The organism is Paraburkholderia sp. SIMBA_054 (assembly GCF_046534875.1).
Classification (GTDB): domain Bacteria; phylum Pseudomonadota; class Gammaproteobacteria; order Burkholderiales; family Burkholderiaceae; genus Paraburkholderia; species Paraburkholderia hospita.
The window spans coordinates 1-272 of sequence record NZ_JAWRXV010000762.1 but is presented as its reverse complement, the minus strand read 5'-3'; the positions used below and the strand labels follow the sequence as shown (position 1 = coordinate 272).

At 58.1% G+C, this 272-nt stretch carries 1 pseudogene; it reads left to right on the top strand.

Annotation, left to right across the window (positions count from 1 at the left end):
- Positions 1-129: 129 nt before the first annotated feature.
- Positions 130-272, top strand: a pseudogene (locus tag SB822_RS57155) (IS4 family transposase); the annotation flags it as partial.

The following is a 272-nucleotide window of genomic DNA, read 5'->3' as shown; positions in this document are numbered from 1 at the left end:
AGAGCCAGCCCTTTCAAGGTCTTTGCGCTGCAAACCTGGTATCCTGGCGAGATGTTAAGGAACGACGGGTACGAAGGGATGTTCGACGAGGTGATGAAGCGTTTCGAGCAGCAGGCACCAGTATGCGTGATGGCACGCCTGGCACTGCAGAGAGCCATCGCGCCGCAATGGATCGACGAGGTGTTCGCCGAGCACCGGCAGCGGCAATATCCACGTGAATTGCTGTTCTCGACGGTGGTTGAACTGATGACGCTGGTGTCGCTGGGACTGAG